10 protein-coding genes are annotated in these 13,818 nt (G+C 70.8%); 3 read left to right on the top strand and 7 right to left on the bottom strand.

Annotated features, from left to right (window positions below):
* The first annotated feature begins 4 nt into the window (after nucleotides 1-4).
* The gene (locus ACH4TL_RS03335; protein WP_398312916.1) at nucleotides 5-2,002 is read left to right on the top strand and encodes a fumarate reductase/succinate dehydrogenase flavoprotein subunit; all 1,998 of its coding nucleotides are present in this window, start codon (nucleotides 5-7) and stop codon (nucleotides 2,000-2,002) included.
* Nucleotides 1,999-2,769 (top strand): succinate dehydrogenase/fumarate reductase iron-sulfur subunit, encoded by a 771-nt coding sequence (locus tag ACH4TL_RS03340; protein ID WP_398312913.1) that lies wholly within the window; start codon nucleotides 1,999-2,001, stop codon nucleotides 2,767-2,769. Before ACH4TL_RS03335 ends, ACH4TL_RS03340 begins: the two co-directional genes overlap by 4 nt.
* A gap of 39 nt (nucleotides 2,770-2,808) precedes the next feature.
* Here the strand turns inward: ACH4TL_RS03340 and ACH4TL_RS03345 are convergent, their stop codons facing one another.
* From ACH4TL_RS03345 to ACH4TL_RS03375, 7 genes are all read right to left on the bottom strand, one after another.
* The gene (locus tag ACH4TL_RS03345) at nucleotides 2,809-5,556 is read right to left on the bottom strand and encodes a SpoIIE family protein phosphatase (protein WP_398312911.1); all 2,748 of its coding nucleotides are present in this window, start codon (nucleotides 5,554-5,556) and stop codon (nucleotides 2,809-2,811) included.
* Nucleotides 5,557-5,725: 169 nt separating this feature from the next.
* The gene (locus tag ACH4TL_RS03350) at nucleotides 5,726-6,163 is read right to left on the bottom strand and encodes an ATP-binding protein (protein WP_398312908.1); all 438 of its coding nucleotides are present in this window, start codon (nucleotides 6,161-6,163) and stop codon (nucleotides 5,726-5,728) included.
* A gap of 126 nt (nucleotides 6,164-6,289) precedes the next feature.
* The gene (locus tag ACH4TL_RS03355) at nucleotides 6,290-6,709 is read right to left on the bottom strand and encodes a (deoxy)nucleoside triphosphate pyrophosphohydrolase (protein ID WP_398312905.1); all 420 of its coding nucleotides are present in this window, start codon (nucleotides 6,707-6,709) and stop codon (nucleotides 6,290-6,292) included.
* 141 nt (nucleotides 6,710-6,850) lie between these two features.
* Nucleotides 6,851-7,036 carry an SPOR domain-containing protein gene (locus ACH4TL_RS03360; protein WP_398312902.1) on the bottom strand — a complete coding sequence of 62 codons (186 nt, stop codon included), beginning with the start codon at nucleotides 7,034-7,036 and terminating at the stop codon, nucleotides 6,851-6,853.
* Nucleotides 7,037-7,184: 148 nt separating this feature from the next.
* Nucleotides 7,185-8,837, bottom strand: a complete 1,653-nt coding sequence (locus ACH4TL_RS03365; protein ID WP_398312899.1) for an APC family permease — start codon at nucleotides 8,835-8,837, stop codon at nucleotides 7,185-7,187.
* Between the two features lie 465 nt (nucleotides 8,838-9,302).
* Complete coding sequence (locus ACH4TL_RS03370) at nucleotides 9,303-11,006, bottom strand: purine-cytosine permease family protein (protein WP_398312896.1); 1,704 nt, start codon at nucleotides 11,004-11,006, stop codon at nucleotides 9,303-9,305.
* Between the two features lie 148 nt (nucleotides 11,007-11,154).
* Nucleotides 11,155-11,907: a GntR family transcriptional regulator gene (locus tag ACH4TL_RS03375; protein WP_398312893.1), complete on the bottom strand. Its 753-nt coding sequence runs from the start codon at nucleotides 11,905-11,907 to the stop codon at nucleotides 11,155-11,157.
* Nucleotides 11,908-12,090: 183 nt separating this feature from the next.
* Here ACH4TL_RS03375 and ACH4TL_RS03380 point away from each other — a divergent pair, with 183 nt between their 5' ends.
* Nucleotides 12,091-13,527, top strand: a complete 1,437-nt coding sequence (locus ACH4TL_RS03380; protein WP_398312890.1) for a M1 family metallopeptidase — start codon at nucleotides 12,091-12,093, stop codon at nucleotides 13,525-13,527.
* Nucleotides 13,528-13,818: the final 291 nt, after the last annotated feature.

The raw sequence follows: 13,818 nt of genomic DNA on the forward strand, positions 1-13,818 counted from the left end.
AACGATGACGCAAGTCGAACGTCAGGCCTGGGACGTGGTCGTGATCGGCGCCGGGGGCGCCGGGCTGCGGGCCGCGATCGAGGCACGCGAGGCGGGCATGCGCTGCGCCGTCATCTGCAAGTCGCTGTTCGGCAAGGCCCATACGGTGATGGCCGAGGGCGGCATCGCCGCCAGCATGGGCAACGTCAACGCGGGCGACAACTGGCAGGTGCACTTCCGCGACACCATGCGCGGCGGCAAGTTCCTCAACCACTGGCGGATGGCCGAGCTGCACGCCCAGGAGGCCCCGGACCGGGTCTGGGAGCTGGAGACCTGGGGCGCGCTCTTCGACCGCACCCCGGACGGCAGGATCTCGCAGCGGAACTTCGGCGGCCATGAGTACCCGCGGCTCGCCCACGTCGGCGACCGTACAGGGCTGGAGCTGATCCGCACCCTCCAGCAGAAGATCGTCTCCCTCCAGCAGGAGGACAAGGCCGAGACCGGCGACTACGAGGCGCGGCTCAAGGTCTTCCAGGAGTGCACGGTCACCCGCATCGTCAAGGACGCGGCGGGCGAGCGGGTCGCCGGGGTCTTCGGCTACGAACGTGAGTCCGGCCGCTTCTTCGCGATCGAGGCCCCGGCCGTGGTGCTGGCCACCGGCGGCATCGGCAAGTCCTTCAAGGTGACCTCCAACTCCTGGGAGTACACCGGCGACGGCCACGCCCTGGCCCTGCTCGCCGGGGCCCCGCTGATCAACATGGAGTTCGTGCAGTTCCACCCGACCGGCATGGTCTGGCCGCCCTCCGTCAAGGGCATCCTGGTCACCGAGTCGGTGCGCGGGGACGGCGGGGTGCTGCGCAACAGCGAAGGCAAGCGCTTCATGTTCGACTACATTCCGGACGTCTTCAAGGAGAAGTACGCCCAGTCCGAGGACGAGGGCGACCGCTGGTACGAGGACCCGGACCACAACCGCCGCCCGCCCGAGCTGCTCCCCCGCGACGAGGTGGCCCGCGCCATCAACGCCGAGGTCAAGGCGGGCCGCGGCTCCCCGCACGGCGGCGTCTTCCTCGACGTCTCCACCCGGATGCCCGCCGAGGTGATCAAGCGGCGGCTGCCGTCCATGCACCACCAGTTCAAGGAGCTGGCCGACGTCGACATCACGGCCGAGCCCATGGAGGTCGGCCCCACCTGCCACTACGTGATGGGCGGCGTGGACGTCGACCCGGACACCGCGGCCGCGAACGGCGTGCCAGGACTCTTCGCCGCGGGCGAGGTCGCCGGCGGCATGCACGGCTCCAACCGGCTCGGCGGCAACTCCCTCTCCGACCTGCTGGTCTTCGGCCGCCGCGCCGGGCTCCACGCGGCCCGGTACGCCCAGGAGACCGCCGCGTCCGGCGACCGCCCGGTGCCCGACGACGCCCAGCTGGACCTGGCGGCGGCCGAGGCGCTGCGGCCTTTCAGCGCCGAGGACGGCCTGATGCCGTCCGCGGGCGAGGAGCCGTCCGGCGGCCCGGCCGGTCCCGCCGGGCCCGCGGGTCCCGCCGAGAATCCGTACACGCTGCACCAGGAGCTCCAGCAGACCATGAACGACCTGGTGGGCATCATCAGGCGGGAAGGCGAGATGGAGGACGCGCTGCGGCGGCTGGCGGGCCTGCGGGTCCGGGCGCGGCGGGCCGGGGTCGAGGGCCACCGGCAGTTCAACCCCGGCTGGCACCTGGCCATCGACCTGCGCAACATGCTGCTGGTCAGCGAGTGCGTGGCGCGCGCGGCGCTGGAGCGCACCGAGAGCCGCGGCGGGCACACCCGCGACGACTGTCCCGAGATGGACCGCGCATGGCGCCGGATCAACCTGGTCTGCCGCCTGACCGACCCCTCCGCCGGGCTCGCCGCACCGCCCGACCCCGGGCGCGGTCAGATCCGGCTGGAGCGGCGCGAGATGCCGCCCATCCGGCCCGACCTGCTGAACCTGTTCGAAAAGGACGAGCTGGTGAAGTACCTGACGGACGAGGAGCTGACCCAGTGAGCGCGTACGAGGCCCACTTCCGGGTGTGGCGGGGCGATGTGGAAGGCGGCGGTCTGCGGGACTTCCGCGTCGAGGTCAATGAGGGCGAAGTCGTTTTGGACATCGTCCACCGCCTCCAGGCGACCCAGGCACCGGACCTGGCGGTCCGCTGGAACTGCAAGGCGGGCAAATGCGGCTCGTGCAGCGCCGAGATCAACGGACGGCCGCGGCTGCTGTGCATGACGCGGATGTCGGTTTTCGGCCGCGACGAGACAATCACCCTGACCCCGCTGCGGGCCTTCCCCGTCGTCCGCGACCTGGTCACGGACGTCTCCTTCAACTACGCCAAGGCCCGGGAGGTGCCGTCCTTCGTCCCGCCGGAGGGGCTGGGCCCGGGCGAGTACCGGATGCAGCAGGAGGACGTGGGGCGCTCGCAGGAGTTCCGCAAGTGCATCGAGTGCTTCCTGTGCCAGGACACGTGTCACGTACTGCGCGACTTCGAGCAGAACAAGGAAGCCTTCGCGGGCCCGCGCTTCCTGATGCGGGTGTCGGAGCTCGACATGCATCCGCTGGACGCGGCGGGCGAGGCCGGGATCGACCGCAAGCGGACCGCCCAGGACGAGCACGGGCTCGGCTACTGCAACATCACCAAGTGCTGCACCGAGGTCTGCCCCGAGGGCATCAAGATCACCGACAATGCGCTGATCCCGCTCAAGGAGCGGGCCGTGGACCGCAAGTACGACCCGCTGGTCTGGCTGGGCAACAAGATCCGCCGCCGGGAGCAGTAACCGTCCGGTCGTGGGCCCGCGGTGCCGCGGGCCCACGGCTCACCAGAGGCTGAGCAGCGCCTCGACCGAGTCCGGGCCCGAGGACTCGCCGTCCGGGAGGGCCAGCTCGAACCAGACCGTCTTGCCGTGCGGGGTGCGGCGGCTGCCCCAGCCCGCGCTGAGCAGGCCGACCAGCTGAAGCCCGCGGCCGCCCTCGTCGGTGTCGCGGGCGCGCCGCCGCCGCGGCTGGACCAGGTTGCCGTCCCAGACCTCGCACACCAGCGTCCGGTCCAGCAGCAGCCGCAGCCGTATCTCGCCCTCGCCGTACCGCAGCGCGTTGGTCACCAGCTCGCTGACCAGCAGCTCGGTGGTGTCGACCAGGCCGTCCATGCCCCAGGACTCCAGCTGCTCCCGGGCGAGCTCCCTGGCCCGCCCGACCGACTGCGGGTCGGTGGGCAGCTTCCAGTCGCCGACCGAGCCGGCCGGCAGGCCCTGCACCCGGGCCATGAGCAGGGCGATGTCGTCTTCGCCGTGGTGGGTGTCGAGGCTGCTGAGGACGTGGTCGCAGACGTCCTCCAGCGAACTGTCGGGGCGGTCGGCGCCCTCGTGCGTGGACAGGGCGGTACGCAGCTCCTGAAGCCCCTCGTCGAGCGGCTGGTCGCGGGACTCCACGAGGCCGTCGGTGTAGAGGGCCAGCAGCGCGCCGTCCGGCAGCTCGACCTCGATCTCCTCGAAGGGCTCGCCGCCGACGCCGAGCGGCATCCCCGGCGGCACCTCCATCAGCAGCGCGCCCTCCCCCGGTTCGACCAGGGCGGGCGGCAGATGGCCCGCGTTGGCGAAGGTGCAGCGCCGGGTGACCGGGTCGTAGACGGCGTAGACGCAGGTGGCGAGGTAGACCTCGGACAGGTCGGACGAGCCGTCGGACCGCCCCGCGGCCCGGGCGCTGCTGGGCGAGCCGCCGGGCGAGCCGAGCCCCCGGGCGATCTCGTCCAGCGCGGACAGCACCTCGGCGGGCTCCAGGTCCAGCAGGGCGAGGGTGCGCACGGCGGTGCGCAGCTCGCCCATGGCGACGGCGGCCCGCAGGCCGCGGCCCATCACATCGCCGACTACCAGCGCGGTGCGGTGCCCGGGCAGTTCGATGACGTCGAACCAGTCGCCGCCGACCTCGGTGGCCGCGTTGCCCGGCAGATAGCGGCAGGCGATGTCGAGCCCGGCGGCCTCCGGGTCGCCGGGCGGGAGCAGGCTGCGCTGGAGTATCAGCGCGCGCTCGTGTTCTCTGCGGTAGAGCCTGGCGTTGTCGATCGAGACGGCGGCGCGGGCGGCCAGTTCGACGGCGAGCGCCCGGTCCCGCTCGCCGAAGGGTTCGCTGCCCTTCGTACGGGAGAACTGGGCGAGGCCGACGACGGTGTCACGGGCGACCATCGGCACCAGCAGGGTGGACTGGAGCATCGCGCCCAGCTCCAGGCCCTCGCCGCTGTCGCGGCCGGTGACGACCCGGACCTGGGCGGTGCGCAGGGCGTGGGCGCACAGCGAGTGGAACGGGTAGCGGTGCACCTCGCCGACGTCGATCGGCTTGGGCAGCTCGCCCTGGCCGCTGTCGTCGGTGCGGTAGATGTCGCCGAAGGCGACGGGGCCGTCCGAGACGGCGCTGGCGAAGGCGACGCGGCGCAGTTCGGCGCTGCCGTCGGCCAGCCCCGGCGGGGTCTCGTCGCCGGACAGCAGCCCCTGGTAGAGGTCGACGGAGGCCAGGTCGCAGAACTGCGGGACGGCCACGTCCAGGAGTTCGCGGGCGGTGGTCTCCAGGTCCAGCGAGGTGCCTATGCGGGCCCCGGCCTCGTTCAGCAGCGCCAGATTGCGGCGTACGCCCGCGGCCTCCTGCTCGGCGCGGCGGCGGCCGGTGACGTCGGTGGCGAGCCCGGCGACGCCTATGGGTCGGCCCGATCCGCTGTGCAGCCGGTACAGCGACACCGACCAGCGGCGGCGGTCGTGGCTGCCGGGGACCGGGCCCATGATCGGCATGTCCGTCAGGGAGTTCCCGCTGTCCAGGACTTGGCGCAGCGCGGCGGCGAGCCGGTCGGCCTCGCCCCGGGGCAGCAGATCGTGCGCGGTCGCGCCGCGGTACTCCTCGACGGGGCGGCCGAAAACCGTCGCGAAGCGGTCATTGACCCGGAGCATGCGCAAATCTGTACCGAAGAGAAAGAAACCAAGCGGAGATTGACCGAAAACGGCCTGTGAGGCGGCAAGATCGGTTTCCAGTCCGCGCAGGGCGCCCACATCGACGGCGATACAGAGCGCGGTGCGCTCCCCGTGCTCGTCCTGGCTCGGCATCACATACACCTCGGCGATGCTCACTCCGCCGGGCGCCTGGGGGCTGCGGTACGGGACCATGCCGGTCCACTCCCGGCCGTCCAGGATGTCGGCGACCTTGCGGTGGCCGGTCTCCCGCAGCTCGGCCGGCACGAAGGCGTCCACCGGGTCCTTGCCGACTGCCTGGTCCGCCGTCAGCCCCAGCAGCTCGGTGGCGCGTTCGCTCCACTGTGCGATGCGGCCGTCGGACCCGAGCGAGAAGGAGGCGACACGGATGTAGTCGTAGATCGAACCGGGCGGACTGCTCTGCCACACATCGGAGACCGAGCCCGACGCCCAGCTCGAAAGCTGTCCCGGCACCGATCCCGACGCCGGCCTGGCCGCCGGTCCTGATGCCGACCTGGATGCCGGTTCCGGCATCGATGACATTTGCGACACCGGCGACACCTGCGAACCAACCGTCCCCTCGGGGGTGTCCGCCCCCGCTGGCTTCTCGCTCATGCGCCCGTCCCCTCCGGCTCAGGTGCTCCGACCGGCTTCAGATAGCCGAGTATCCAGCACCACGGCCATCCGGAGTACGGTCTTCACGATCACAGCACTATCTCAGCCCGCAATCCGTTTCCGTCCCGGCTTTTGATGAAGCGCTCAAGATCAGCGCTCCCCCTCACTCCTAACCGGGGAGCGGCAGCTCGAACCACACCGTTTTTCCGGACCGGCCCCGCCGGGCGCCCCAACGCAGTGCGGCCCTCTCGATCAGCTCCAGACCCCGGCCGCTCTCGTCCTCCGGGGAGGCCGTCCGCGCGTGCGGCGGGTCGGCCAGCGGGTCGGAGACCTCGACCACCAGCACGGAATGCGGCTCGCCGGTTTCGCGACGAGCGTACATACGCAGCCCGATCGGACCACTCGCGTATCGCAGTGCGTTGGTGACCAGCTCGCTCACCAGCAGCGCCGTCACATCGCCCAGCGCCGACAGCCCCCACTCCTCCAGCGACCGCCGGACCAGCCAGCGGGCGGCGCGCACGGAGCCCGGCTCGGCGGGGAAGACCCACTCGGCGAAACCGGGCGTGGGCCCGGCGGCCGTCTCTGCGCTCTCGCTCACGCCGATCACTTCCCAGCCGCTGCACAGCCCCGCCGGAATGTAGGGATTCAGATGGGTTCATCAGTACATACCCGAATTCCTGCCCCGAGTACCGTCCCGGGCCGCCCCCGTGGGACCGAAAGAGCTCAAAGGGGTTCAGTGGGCGCGCGGATGGAGGTGTTCCGCGGCGCGCAGCCGCCGGACCGCCTCCGCGACCGCGGGCCGGTCCTCATCCAGCCAGTCGACCTCGTCCACCCGGTCCGGGGTGAGCCAGCGCAGCTCGTCGTGGTCCTCCAGCGGCCGCGGCTCGCCGGAGCGCAGCACGGCGGTCCACACCCGCAGGACATAGCCGGGCCCCAGCGGCCATTCACCGGGCAGCGGCTCCAGCGGCTCGACCTCGACGCCCAGTTCCTCGCGCAGCTCGCGCACCAGCGCCTGCCGCGGGGTCTCCCCGGGCTCGGCCTTGCCGCCGGGCAGCTCCCAGCGCCCGGCCAGCTCGGGCGGGGCGCTGCGCCGCGCGGCCAGCAGCCGCCCCCGGTCGAACACCGCTCCGCCCACCACCACACGCACCGTCATGCCCGCACTCTAGGGGGTGCCCGCACAGAGCCCGGCGGGCCGGATTCTCCCGCCCGGACGAACGGGAGACTCCGGCCCGCCGGTGGCAAGGCCTCTATACGTGGTGGACGTACGGGTCACGTGGTGGACGTACGGGCGGCGTCAGCCGGCCTGCCCGGTCGCGGCGGTCCGCTCGACGACGTAGAGCTGTTGCGGCCCCTGGCCGTCGAGCCGGTCGGCGACCTCCTGGGCCTCCGTACGCGTGGCGTAGCGGCCGACGCGATAGCGGTTGCCGTTGTCGTCCTGGCGGATGACGAGCCATGGCAGCACGGTGTTGCCGTCACTCATCTCTCCGCCCCCTCCGTTGTGGCGCACCCGGGCACGCGTCTGGGCGACACCGTTAAGGAAATCCCGTTCCGCATATGCCCGAGCCTACGCCCTACCTTCACGCAGCGGATACGTGTTCTCACAACGAGGCACGCATCCGGCCACATGCTCACTTGCGCGTGGAGACCGTCTCCCGGTCCGCTTCGCCGGTCAGGTCCTCGGCCGTGGTGTCGGCCAGCTCGCGCTCGGCCTCCAGCAGCGAGGGATTGCGCCATGCGCTGCGCACGCCCCAGGCGTAGAAACCGAGGGCGATGAGGGTGACGACCAGGATGTCCCAGCCCTCGGGCAGATAGCCGCGGCCGCCGAACTCCTTGCCACCGGCCCACGACACTCCGGCCATGACCAGCAGGTAGGTCACCATCCAGGCACCGGCCGCCAGGTGCGGCTTCAGCTCGGCCCACGGCTTGCGCAGCTCGTACCAGGCCCAGATCGGCAGGCCGATCGCCATGATGAAGATGACCTTGCCGGTGAGCGGCCAGCGGGCCCAGTAGAGGACGAGCGAGCCGAAGACCATCGCGATCGGCGCGATGACCGGCATCGCGCGCAGCTTCACCGGGCGCGGCAGGTCCGGGGAGAGCCGCCGCAGCGACATCACGGCGACCGGTCCGGTGATGTACGAGATGACGGTCGCCACCGAGACGATCTCGGCCAGCGAGCCCCAGCCGCGGAAGACCGCGAGGAACGCGAAGGCGATCACCAGGTTCAGCACCAGCGCCGGGCGCGGAATGCCGGTCTTGGGGTCGACCTTGCCGAACACGCCGGGCAGGTGGCCGTTCTCCTGGACGCCCTGGACCATGCGGGAGGTGGTGGCCGCGTAGATCATGCCGGTGCCGGACGGGGAGACGAAGGCGTCCGCGTACAGCAGCAGCGCCAGCCAGTTCAGCCCCCAGGCGAGGGAGAGGTCGGCGAGCGGGGAGTTGTACGAGAGCTTGGCCCAGCCGCCGTGCGCGAGGTCCGCCGCCGGGACGGCGGTCAGGAACGCGATCTGGAGGGCAACGTAGATCACCAGCGCGATGAGGATGGAGCTGATGACGGCCTTGGGCAGCGACTTGCCCGGGTTGCGGGCCTCGCCCGCCATGTTCAGCGGCGACTGGAACCCGTTATAGGCCCAGACGATGCCGGAGACGGCGACGGCGGTGAACACCGAGTTCCAGCCGTTCGGCGTGAAGCCGCCGTTGCCGGTGACGTTGCCGGTGTCGAAGTGCGACAGCAGCAGGGCGCCCGCGGTCAGCGAGGGCACGACGACCTTGAAGACGGTGATCGCGGTGTTGGTCTTCGCGAAGAGCGTGATCGCGAACCAGTTGAGGAAGAAGTAGAAGACGAGCAGCACGGACGCGAGTGCGACACCGCTGCCGGTCAGCTCCTTCCCGTCGTACAGCTCCTTGGCCCAGCCGAAGTCCCAGGAGCTCATGTACTGGACGGACGCGGTCGCCTCACCGGGGATGACGGAGACGATCGCGATCCAGTTGGCCCAGGCGGCCAGGTACCCGGCCAGCGAGCCGTGCGAGTACTGGCCGTACCGCACCATGCCGCCGGCCTTGGGGAACATCGAACCGAGTTCGGAGTACGTCAGGGCGATGGTCAGGGCGACCGCCGCACCGATCACCCAGGCGAAGATGGCGGCCGGTCCCGCCAGCGCGGCGGCCCGCGCGGCACCGAACAGCCAGCCGGAGCCGATGATCGACCCGAGGCCCACCGCGGTGAGGGCCACCGTGCCGAGTGACCGTTTGTAATGCGAGTGGGAACCCTGCTCCGTGGTCAACGCCCCTCACGCTCCTTTCGCCCCCCAGACCTGTTGCAAACGCGCGCCATCGTACAAGCGAAATAAGGGTGCGCTTTACGGGTTTGAGGCCGATCTGAGCCACCGTGCAGGGCATGTGATCTACGCAACACCGTTTTCGGGCGAGAGCCTTGCTGAGCGCATTCGCCCCACTACCGGAAGGGTCTTCGCAAAACCTCTACGGACCCGCCACGGCATTCGACGTCACACGAAGCCGCGCTGGCCAGGCGGTACGGACCGGCCGGCACCCGCCCCCCTCACCGGGGCCGTCATTCCGCCGCGATATCACCACTGAAATAAAGGGGTTTTGAATAGCGAAGGACGGGGAAGAAGGCGCCACCACGAACCAACAAGCTCAAATCGAGCTCAAGTTGGCCGCGAGCCAAAGAAAGACCAGCCGAATAAATTACTGGCCCTTTACCCGTGTTACCGCCTTACTCGTCGCTCTTACGCGTCGCCGGCGCGCACCGTCGGCACCGGCAGCAGCACCGGCGCCGCGCCGCGCGGGCCCTTGCGGCAGGCGTCACCGCACTCGGCGTCCAGCGAGCAGCACAGCGAGCACACCGCACCGGCCCGCACCGGGCAGTCGGCGATGTCCGGCAGCTCGTACGCCGTCTCGCACTCCGCGCAGGTGTGGGCGGCGGTGATGTCCGGCACCTCCACCCCCGGCCCGTTCACCGGGTTCGGCCGGGCCAGGTAGTAGCGCCCCCGGGTCAGCCAGGCCAGCAGCGGGCTGAGCACCAGCGCCAGACCGCAGGCGATGAAGGTCGAGAACGCCTCGGCCACCTCCCCGAACGCCCCGAAGAAGGCGACGATCGAGACCGTCGAGGCGATCACCATCGCGCCGAACCCCGCCGGGTTCACCGCGTACAGATACGCGCGCTTGAACTCGATGTACTTCGGGCTCAGCCCCAGCGGCTTGTTGATCACCAGATCGGCGGTGACCGCCGCGATCCAGGCGATGCCGACGTTGGAGTAGAAGCCCAGCAGCTTGTTGAGCGCCGCGAACATGTTCATCTCCATCAGCGCCAGCGCGATGGCGAGGTTGAGGAAGATGTACCAGACCCGGCCCGGGTGACGATGGGTCACCCGGGAGAAGAAGTTGGACCAGGACAGCGAGCCGCTGTAGGCGTTGGTCACATTGATCTTGATCTGGGAGACCACGACGAACAGCGCGGCGGCGGGCAGCGCGACCGAACCGAGCCACGGCTTCAGCGCCTCGATCTGCGGGGCGATCGGCTCCAGCGCATGGGCCGTCCCGACCGCGCCGAGCGCCACGTACGCCAGGAACGCCCCGCCGAGCTGCTTGGCCGCGCCGATCACCACCCAGCCCGGCCCGGCGGCCAGCACCGCCAGATTCCAGCGCCGCCGGTTCTGCTCGGTCCTGGCGGGCATGAAGCGCAGGTAGTCGGCCTGCTCCCCGATCTGGGCGATCAGCGAGAGCGCCACCCCGGTACCGAGCCCGTACCCGATCCAGTCGAACCCGGCCCCCGCCCCTTCCGTACCGCCGAAGGAGGCGAACGAGCCCCAGGCGTCCGGCCGCTCGAAGGCCAGCACCACGAACGGCAGCACCAGCCCCACCAGCCACAGCGGCTGCGTCCACGCCTGCACCTTGGCGAGCGCGCCCATCCCCCGGAAGACGATCGGGATGACGATCAGCGTGGTGATCAGATAGCCGATCGGGAGCGGGATACCGAGGGCCTGATGCATGGCCTGCGCCATGATCGAGCCCTCCAGCGCGAAGAAGATGAAGGTGAAGCTCGCGTAGATGAGCGAGGTCAGCGTCGATCCGAAGTAGCCGAATCCCGCACCGCGGGTGATCAGATCCATGTCCAGCCCGTAGGTCGCACAGGCACGCGCGATCGGAATACCGGTCAGGAAGATGATCGCCGCCGCGGTGAGGATCGAGGCGAGCCCGCTGGTGAAGCCGTACGTGAAGACGATGGACGCGCCGATCGCGAAGTCGGCGAGATACGCGATGCCGCCGAGCGCCGTCGACGCGACCATGGTCGGCGACCAGCGGCGGTAGGAGTGCGGCGCGTAACGCAGCGAATAGTCCTCGCGGCTCTCGTCGGCGGCGAGCCTGGCGTAACTGCGTCGCGGCGCCCCCGCCTGTGTCTGCGTCTGCTCGGGTGTGACCGTGTCCGTCATGGCGGCTTCCCCTGTCGTTCGGCGCGTGAGCGGTACGCCTGAGGAAGCTAGGGCGGTCACATGTCGGCAGCCCGCGAGCGGGCGTTGCCGGCCCGTTACGGCAGCGGGCCGGACGTCAACTCGCGGTAAACGCCGCCGCGAACCGGCCTCACTTCACCGGCAGGTGATACGCGACCCGGTAGCGCTCGGCCAGCGTCACCACGTCCGCCGTCTCCACCGGGCGGCCACCGGCGAAGTACGTACGGGAGATCACCAGCACCACATGGCCGGGCACCCCGCCGAGCGCCAGCACCTCCTCCGCGAGGCCAGGGCGCGCGCCGACCTCCTCCGCCACGTTGTCCACCACGACGTCGACGGCCGCCATCCGGTCGACCACCCCGCGCCCGGCCAGCGGCCCCTCCTCTGGCAGCAGCACGGGGGTGCGGCCGGTGACGGCGAGCGGCTCCCAGGACGTGGAGAGCATCACCGGCTCGCCCGCCGCCCGGAACAGATACCGGGTGCGCATGACGCGCTCCCCCGGCTCGACCCGCAGCCGCTCGGCGATCTCCGGGCTCGCCTCCTCCTGCTCGCTCCCCGACTCCCAGGTGCCGCTGACCCGGTCGTCCCCCTGCTCCTGCCGGAACGGACTGGACTCGCCGCGCGGGTGATAGCCGGTGCGCATCAGACGGCGCGGAACGGGCTGCTCCCGCACATACGTGCCCGACCCGGAGCGGCCCTCGACCAGGCCCTCGGCCATCAGCACCTTGCGGGCTTCGAGGGCGACGGTGTCGGAGACCCCGTACTCCTCGCGGATCCGCGCCTGGGAGGGGAGGCGGGCATGCGGTGGCAGATCGCCCGCGACGATCTTCTTCCGGAGGTCGTCGGCGACACGGAGGTATGCGGGCTGGTCACCAAAGGCCACGTGCACTCCCAGTGGTTGACAGTCAGCAACAGCTTGACAACCGTCGGTTGTCGATAGCAACTGACGGCCAAAGCTTCACTAGAAGTGGTGAACTCCAGTTCGGAGACGTTTATCTCGACAGCCATCCGGTTCACCCGCTTTGATGACGATCATCAGCCCGCTGACCGCCCACCGAGGAGACCCGTGCCCCGACGCCCCGTACCCCTCCTGCTGGGCGCCCTGCTCCTTCTGCTCTCCGCCTCCTGCACCGGAGCGCAGAAGACCGCGACCCCCGGCGCACCGGGCGCGGCCGACCCCCTCTTCCCGGAGCTCGGCAACGGCGGCTACGACGTGACCCGCTACCGCCTCGCCCTCGACTACACGCCCGCCACCCACCGGCTGCGCGGCACCGCCCGGATCACCGCCCGCGCCACCCAGGCGCTCAGCTCCTTCCACCTGGACCTGGCCGGACTGCGCGTCCGCGACACCACCGTGGGCGGCCACCGCGCCCGCGCCGCCCGCGACGGCACCGAGCTGATCCTCACCCCCGCCACCGCCCTCCCCAAGGGCCGCAGCTTCACGGCCACCGTCGTCTACGACGGCGAGCCGAAGACCCTCACCGACCCGGACGGCTCGAAGGAGGGCTGGCTCCGGACCGCCGACGGCGCCGTCGGACTCGGCGAACCGACCGGCTCCATGACCTGGTTCCCCGGCAACAACCACCCCTCCGACAAGGCCGCGTACGACATCTCCGTCACCGTCCCGCGCGGCTACACGGCCGTCTCCAACGGCGAACTCACCCGCCGCGCCACCCACGACGGCCGCACCACCCACCACTGGCGCACCCGCGAACCCATGGCCGGCTACCTGGCCACCGTCGCCATCGGCCGCTTCGACATCCACACCACCACCGCGGCCGGTCTCCCCCAGTACGTCGCCGTGGACCCGGCCGAGGCAGACGCCTCCCGCGACGTCCCCGACCAGATCACCAAGATCACCGCCTGGGAGCGCCGCACCTTCGGCCCCTACCCCTTCGCCTCCACCGGCGCCATCGTCGGCCACCTCCCCGACCTCGGCTACGCCCTGGAAACCCAGACCAAACCCTTCTTCGCCGCCGCCCCTGACCAGCGCCTGATCGTCCACGAACTCGCCCACCAGTGGTTCGGCAACTCGGTCACGCCGCGCACCTGGAAGGACATGTGGCTCAACGAGGGCTTCGCCACCTACGCCGAATGGCTCTGGACCGAACAGCACCACGGCCGCACCGCCCAGCAGACCTTCGACGACTTCTACGACGGCACGGACGACGAGAGCGACGGCATCTGGGCCTTCCCACCCGCCGCCCCTCCCTCCGCCGGCCGCGTCTCCGACCCACCCGTCTACGGCCGCGGCGCGATGGCCCTCCACCAACTCCGCCGCTCCGTCGGCGACCCCACCTTCTTCCGCACCTTGCGCACCTGGCTGCGCGACCACCGCCACGGCAACGCCGACACGAAGCAGTTCATCGCCCTGTCCGAGCGCCTGTCCGGCAAGGACCTCGGCAAGCTCTTCACCACCTGGCTGTACGCCAAGGGCAAGCCCCCGAGGTTCCATTGCCCGTCGCGCCCGTGGGCCCGTCATATCTCCCCGCGTGCACGGTGAGCCCCGCGGTGAGCAGAACCACCAATTCATGTCCCTGACCCGCCTCTCGGCACTTTCTGAAAGACGGTGGGCACCGGGGTATGGCGGCGCGCGCCGGGATCCGGGCCGGTGGGCCATTCGGGCGGCTCCGCCGCGTCCGCCCGGGTGCGGTGGGCGTCCGAACGGCCCACCGGAGTGGCGTCCAGCGGATCCGGTCCGGCCGCGCTGCCTACCGTCGCCTCAGAGCGGAAGCTCACGTCGGACGATCGCGCCCCATTCCGGCAGGGGCGCCCGGGCACGAGGGAGATCGGC

The sequence above is a fragment of the Streptomyces sp. NPDC021115 genome (genome assembly GCF_044333065.1).
Taxonomy (GTDB): domain Bacteria; phylum Actinomycetota; class Actinomycetes; order Streptomycetales; family Streptomycetaceae; genus Streptomyces.

Coding starts and splice junctions, on each gene's coding strand:
- ACH4TL_RS03335 (WP_398312916.1), top strand. CDS start 5: ATGACGCAAGTCGAACGTCAGGCCTGGGACGTGGTCGTGATCGGCGCC.
- ACH4TL_RS03360 (WP_398312902.1), bottom strand. CDS start 7,036: ATGAGTGACGGCAACACCGTGCTGCCATGGCTCGTCATCCGCCAGGAC.
- ACH4TL_RS03345 (WP_398312911.1), bottom strand. CDS start 5,556: ATGAGCGAGAAGCCAGCGGGGGCGGACACCCCCGAGGGGACGGTTGGT.
- ACH4TL_RS03355 (WP_398312905.1), bottom strand. CDS start 6,709: ATGACGGTGCGTGTGGTGGTGGGCGGAGCGGTGTTCGACCGGGGGCGG.
- ACH4TL_RS03370 (WP_398312896.1), bottom strand. CDS start 11,006: ATGACGGACACGGTCACACCCGAGCAGACGCAGACACAGGCGGGGGCG.